The organism is Mucilaginibacter sp. P4_C11, from assembly GCF_056402115.1.
Map to the genome: position 1 here is coordinate 1 of NZ_JBFUIA010000066.1, position 7,072 is coordinate 7,072.

Below are 7,072 nucleotides of genomic sequence, written 5' to 3' on the forward strand. Positions count from 1 at the left end.
GGCTTATTAAGTTCTGAATTTTTTATATTCGCCAGAAAGAAGCGGCCGAAGACATTGTATCCGATGTATTTATTAAGTGTTGGGAATCCCGTAAAAGCCTTACCGAAGTTACCAACCCCGAAACATATTTGTTTGTGGCCGTTAAAAATCAATCATTCAATTATCTAAAAAAATTCTCCAATATTCACCTTGTCCAGATAGAAGCTTCGGACGAAGTTGAGTTTGTAAATACTTTTGATCCCGAAAAAGAATTGGAACGCAAAGAACTCCATTTCTTATTAGATAAAGCTATCGCTTCGCTCCCTCAACAGGCATGTATTATTTTTAAGTTAATTAAAGAGGATGGCATGAAATATAAAGAGGTTGCCGAAATTTTAAATATATCTCCCCGCACTGTACAAACCCAGTTATTTAGAGCAATGAAAAAATTAAGCATCATTCTTGCTGCACATCAACTTGCATCTAAATCATCAGAGAGGGCATCTTCTGACCATGACATCATGGGGCTTTCGTTGTTATAGGAATTCTTTTTAAATTTTTTTTMAAAGCTTGTAGGCAATTTTAAAAAAACTATTGTCCTATCTAAAAACAAGCCCGTTTAAGGCGAGAAAAGATGGTTAACGAACGATTTATTGAACTGCTCACAAAAAAGCTCTCGGATGAGATGAATGCCGCAGAATTGGAGGAATTCAATTTTCTGGTAGCAAACGACGACGCTTGCAGGCAACAAAGCGCTTTCTTTAAAACTTATTGGGTAAAAAACGAAGAACAGTATTCAAATACAGATCTGATGTTTCAGCATATCTTATCTAAAATAGATATACCCGCAACTGAAGATCAACCGGCTTATGAAATTCCTGCTGAAGGCGCTAAAACCCGGCGCATGATTATCTTTTTACGCAGCGTGGCGGCATTGTTAATAATCGGTATTGGCTTATCTGTTACCTATTATTTAAAGAGATACGATAAGACAAGCCTGGACCTGGCCAGTCTTCAGCAGAAAAAAACGCCGAGCCGTGTAAAATCTAAAATTTACTTAAGCGACGGATCTGTTGTAACATTAAATTCTGAAACTACTTTAAAATACCCGCCATCATTCAAAGGCCCTACCCGCGAGGTTTACCTCAATGGCGAAGCTTTTTTTGATGTGGCCAAAGACCATCAGCATCCCTTTATAGTACATGCGGGTAAAATGAGCATCAGGGTTGTGGGCACGGCTTTTAATGTAAAATCTTACAAAAACGATATTGCAAGTGAAACAACACTTATCCGGGGATCGATAGAAGTTACCCTGGCCGACAGGCCTTCAGACAGGATCATCCTTAAACCAAACGAAAAGCTTATTTTAAAGAGCACCACTTTTAAAAGGCATACCATTAACCGCAACTTAGTAGCCCAAACTCCTGATACTGCAAAAACAAGTTACGCGCTTACCAACCTTACTTACTTAAGATCAAATGATACCACCGTGGTTGAAACCTCGTGGGTAAATAACCGACTGATTTTTAAGGACGAAGACTTTGCCGAAATTGCCAATAAAATGGAGCGCTGGTACGGCATCAAGATAAATTTTAAAAATACAGATGTAAAAGACTACCGTTTCACGGGAGTTTTTGAAAAAGAAAACATTTTGCAGGCATTAAAAGCCCTGCAGATTATCGAGCCATTTTCATATAAGTACAAAAATGAAACCATATACATTTATTAACCCAATGCAGCCATTAAACAAGCCTATGACATAAAGAAAGCTTTACATACCACAAAAAAAACGGGAATTACCAGAGGCAACTCCCGCGAAGATGAAGATCTGTTAGTTAATCATGCAATGCTCTCTCGAACAGAACATTGCCATTTAATCAAGTCACCTTTAATTAAGTAAAAGTATGAAATATTTTAAACACCCCAAGGGTGTAAGAGATAACTATTGGCTATTTAAGTCCATATTAATAATGAAATTGACATTTATTTTAGTAGTAGCCTTTAGTCTGCAATCCATTGCAAATGTCTACTCGCAACAAAAAGTCACCTTTAACATAAAATCGGCAGATTTTAGTAAGGTTATCTCTGCTATTCAAAAGCAGACTAACTACCACTTCGTTTTCAGCGAGCGTAAAATCCCTTCAACCAAAAAGATAACGCTTAATGTACAAAACGAAGAAGTTACGTCGGTTTTGAATAAGCTTTTGGCAAATTCCGACTTTACCTACACCCAACTTGAAAACAACCTGATCGTTATCTCTCAAAAAAATGAGGTTGTAAATGCTGCGGTAGTAAAAGGTAAAGTTGTTGACGAAAACGGCACACCGGCACCAGGCGTTTCGGTAAGGATAAAAGGAACAACTACAGGCACCATAACTGATGCCAATGGTAACTTCTCTATCAGTGCTCCGGATAACGCTGTACTTATCTTCTCGTTTTTAGGTTATGAAAACCAGGAAGTACCTGTTGGCGGCAAAAGCGAACTATCTGTAAAGCTTACCGTATCTGCAAAAAGCCTGAACGAAGTTGTAGTAACAGCTTTGGGTATCAAAAAAGATTCTAAAAAATTAGGTTATTCGGTATCAACTGTTAATGGTGGCGTTTTAGACAAAGCTAAAGAATCAAACGTTGCGTACTCATTAGAAGGTCGCGTGGCTGGTTTAAGTGTTAGCGGTACCAATGGTGGCGCGGGTTCATCTGCACGTATTTTATTACGTGGCGTTACAAGTACAAGTGGCACACAGGGCCCTTTATTTGTAATTAACGGCGTGCCTATGGATAACACCCAAAGAGGTCAATCTGGCGAATGGGGTGGTGCTGATTATGGTGACGGTATATCTAACATCAACCCTGACGATATCGAAAGCATGACAGTATTAAAAGGTCAATCGGCATCTGCACTTTACGGCACACGTGCATCTGGCGGTGTTATTTTAATCACTACTAAATCCGGCAAAAAGAATTCAGGTTTTGGTGTTGAGTACAATACCAACTACCAGGCGGATAAAGTTTATGACAACACTGATTTTCAAACTCAGTACGGACAAGGCGAAGGCGGCATTAAACCTGCCAACGTTGCGAGTGCATTGTCTTCAGGAAACTTAGCATGGGGAGCAAAATTAGATGGTTCCCAGGTAATTCAGTTTGACGGTAAAAGTTATGCTTATWCAAAAACAAGCGATGACTATACTAAGTTTTACAAAACTGGTGGTACTTTCACTAACACGGTATCGTTAACCGGCGGTGGTGAAACAGGCGCTTTCCGTTTGTCATTATCTGATATGAACAACCATGCTATCACCCCTAATAGCGGTTTAAATAGAAAATCATTCAACTTTAACGGATCACAAACCGTAATTAAAAACCTTGATATAAACCTGGTTGCCAATTATGTTATTGATAATGCTAAAAACCGTTCTGGTTTAAGTGATGGCCCGGGTAATCCTAACAACGTGCAATTTTTAGCACCGAATGAGGCCCAGAGCATATTATCGCCAGGTACTGTAGCTGGTGGTGGTGAGCAAAAATGGAATAACGACATTTATGTAACAAACCCCTATTTTGCAGCTTACAATTTTGTAACCAACACAAAAAGAGAGCGTTTAATATCATCCATCTCTGCCAGGTACGCTATTACACCTTGGGCTTATGCACAAGGCCGTGTAGGTTATGATAAAATTAACGATGCTCGTTTAGGTATCACTCCTACCGGTACAGCTTATATAGGCGGTAATGGATCTATTCAAACCCAAACAACTCAAATCACAGAGTTTAACGCGGACGCTTTAATTGGTGCTAAGCATGATATCATTAAAGATTTCTTAAATCTTGATTTGTCTGTAGGTGGTAACATTCGTAAAGCAAACTCTTCAGGCACGTTTATAAACGGCGATAACTTTATTATCCCTTACTTTTACGATCTGTCTAATGTACCCAGCAGAAATAGTGGCAATCAAAACGTTTCTGCATTGCAAGTTAACTCAGCATATTACACAGCTGACTTCGCCATCAAAAACTTCCTGGTGTTAAGCACTACAGGCCGTTATGATGCCTATAGCAGTATATCAAGCGCTGTTGGCCGTGGCATATTTTCGCCCTCGGTTTCAGCCAGCTTTATATTCTCTGATCTTGCACACATTGATGGTCTTGACTTTGGAAAACTACGTGTAGCATATTCACAAACAAGCGCTGGAGCACCTACCTATGGCAACCAGGTTTATTATTCGGTAAACAATGCTGTCAATGGTGTTAATGCAGGTGGCTTTAGCTCACAATTACCAAACCTATTATTGCCTCCAAATACATTGAAGGAGTTGGAGATTGGTACCGAAATGAAGTTTTTCAATGATCGTTTAGGCCTTGACGTTGCTTATTTCCAAAGAAAAACAGAAAAGGAAATTCTTAATAGTTCTATTGACTGGTCAACCGGTTATACAAATGCGTATGTCCCAACAGGTTCTGTTCAAAACAAAGGTATAGAGGTTGAAATACATGGCTCGCCAGTTAAAAGCAGCACATTCACCTGGACCCCTGCATTTAACTTTACATACGTACAAAATAAAGTGTTACATACCGATGTCAATAATTCAAATTTAGGCCTTGGTACTTATCGTCCGTTAAATGCAACAACTGCATTTGTTGTTGGTATGGCTGGGCCTCAGATTATGGCCAACGATTACAAACGCGATGGTAGTGGCAATATCATATTTGATGCTAATGGTAATGCCGAAGCAACGGGCCGTATACCGTTAGGTAGTGTAATACCTAAAATTTATGGTGGTTTTAACAACGATTTCACCTATAAAAACTTCAATTTGGGTTTCCTTATTGACTATCGCTTTGGTAACAAAGTATTATCGGCAACTAATTACTACAGCATCTTCCGCGGTTTAAATAAAATGACCCTTGTTGGTCGTGAAACAGGCGTAGTTGGTGTGGGTGTTACTGAATCCGGTGCAGCAAATACCAAAAACGTACCGGCAGAAGATTATTACCAAAGCTTAGCTCGTAACATTTCGGCGCTTAACGTATTAGATGGTAGCTTTATTAAATTACGTCAGGTAACCTTTGGTTATTCTATTCCTAAAACATCTATTGCTGGCACACCTTTCAATTCTATCACTGTATCATTAGTAGCCCGTAACTTATGGACTATTATGAAACATACAGACAATATCGATCCGGAATCAAACTTTGCTCCTGGTATCAATTATGCAGGTATTGAAGGTACAAGCGTACCCGCAGTTAGAACTTATGGTGTAAACGTGAACTTTAAATTTAAAAAATAACAAAGATGAAAAAACGACTTATATATAGTTGCCTTATTGTAGGTGCCACCTTTGTAGCAGGTTGTACTAAAAACTTTGACAAGATAAATACTGATCCAACTAAAGTAAGCGCGGGTTTAATTAATCCAAACTTTTTTATGGCGCAGGCTCAGATCCAGTTTTCAAATACAGGTTACGATCAATTACTTTTTCAAAGTATGTGGTCTCAGGCGTTAGCTTCAACTTATGATTACTACAGAAACGGCGATAAATATGTTGCCAGTGGTAGTTTTCAGGATTATAAAGCGCGTACATGGAATAATGGCTTTAGTGCCACAACCCTTATCGATGAGATGAAAAGCCTTGTTAAAGGAAACGCTGCTTTATCAAATCTTGACAATTGCGGAACTATTTTACGTGTATTGATGCTTGAGCGAGTTACCGATGCTTACGGCGATATTCCTTTTTCGCAAGAAGGACAGGCTAAAGCTGGCATTTTTACTCCGGTTTTTGATGCCCAAAAAGACATCTACGCTTCAATGCTTGATCAGTTGGATAAAGCATGTGCTGCATTAGACGCATCAAAAGCAGGCCCTACAAGCGATTTATTTTACAGCGGGAATGTTACACAATGGAAAAAATTAGGGTATTCTTTGATGTTACGTGCAGCAATGCGTTTAACCAAGGTAGATGCGGCCACTGCACAAAAATATGCCGAAAAAGCATATGCTGGTGGCACTATGACTGCTGTTGCCGATAACGCAAAAGTAAAGGCCGATTATTCTAATGGTAACGGCAACAGTGACGCAGCAGCGTTATTAGTGCCAGATGATTTCCGTGAAGTAAGATGGGGACAAACTTTGATTTCATACATGCAATCAACGGGCGATCCACGTGTTAGCGCTGTTGCTGAAATATCGGCCGGTACTGGTAAAAAAGCCAATGAAACCACAGTTGCTGGTATTTCTACCGCTGCTTTACAGGTTGGTATGCCAAATGGTTACGATTTAAATGGCGGTACAACGGATATTTCTAAAGCACCTGGTTATCCTGGAGCGACACCTGCGGATCCTACAGTTACCGGCGATGCACCAGCACCAGTAGCAAAATATTCACGTCCAAAATTTGCTGTTTACGATGACCGCAACCGTTATAACTTCTTATTAACTTACGGCGAAACTGAACTGTTATTAGCGGAAGCTGCTTCAAAAGGATGGGCAACCGGTACGGCTGCCACGCATTTTGCAAACGCTTTAACTGCTGATATGCAAACGTTAGGTCAGTTTGGTACTACATCTGTTGATGCTGCTGCTATAACTGCTTATGTTGCTGCACATCCACTGGTAACTGCTACCGCATTGCAACAAATCAACATGGAGTATTATATAGAAACTGCAACTGTTTTCAACTTTAACGAAAACTGGAATAACTGGAAAAGATCAGGCTTTCCTGTTTTAACAAAAGTTACCTATGCAAACCAATTTGCTACAGATATTCCAAGAAGGATCGCTTACCCTGTTACTTTACCTGCAACCAACGGCGCTAACCTTGCCGCCGCGATTAAAAATCTTGCGGGTGGTGATATTTTCACTGCAAGAGTTTACTGGGATAAATAATAGCTAATATTCTTTACTAACAAGGAGACATTATTGTCTCCTTGTTAGTTTTATTACTTTTACCAAAACTATTTTCCAGAACAGCGTGCCCCGATCATGAGTTTTTATTCCATTGCTGATGTACTATTTTAACTTATATCTTTTAAAACGCATATCAGGCAATATTGCTATTATTACCGCAATATTTTGCTTTACTTCCCTTCCCTCCTA

At 39.4% G+C, this 7,072-nt stretch carries 4 protein-coding genes; all 4 read left to right on the top strand.

All coding sequences use genetic code 11. The annotated features are described in order from the left end of the window. Positions 1–26: 26 nt before the first annotated feature. The 4 genes from AC1DU2_RS30510 to AC1DU2_RS30525 all read left to right on the top strand — a co-directional run bounded on the left by AC1DU2_RS30510 (position 27) and on the right by AC1DU2_RS30525 (position 6,862). Entirely contained in the window at positions 27–521 is a 495-nt protein-coding gene (locus AC1DU2_RS30510) for an RNA polymerase sigma-70 factor (RefSeq protein WP_477389361.1), read from the top strand. A gap of 92 nt (positions 522–613) precedes the next feature. Next, positions 614–1,708 (top strand): FecR family protein, encoded by a 1,095-nt coding sequence (locus AC1DU2_RS30515; RefSeq protein ID WP_477389357.1) that lies wholly within the window; start codon positions 614–616, stop codon positions 1,706–1,708. A 241-nt stretch (positions 1,709–1,949) separates the two neighbouring features. Next, positions 1,950–5,267, top strand: coding sequence for a SusC/RagA family TonB-linked outer membrane protein (locus tag AC1DU2_RS30520; RefSeq protein WP_477389359.1), 3,318 nt, complete (start codon positions 1,950–1,952; stop codon positions 5,265–5,267). A gap of 5 nt (positions 5,268–5,272) precedes the next feature. Continuing rightward, entirely contained in the window at positions 5,273–6,862 is a 1,590-nt protein-coding gene (locus AC1DU2_RS30525; RefSeq protein ID WP_477360909.1) for a SusD/RagB family nutrient-binding outer membrane lipoprotein, read from the top strand. Positions 6,863–7,072 lie beyond the last annotated feature (210 nt).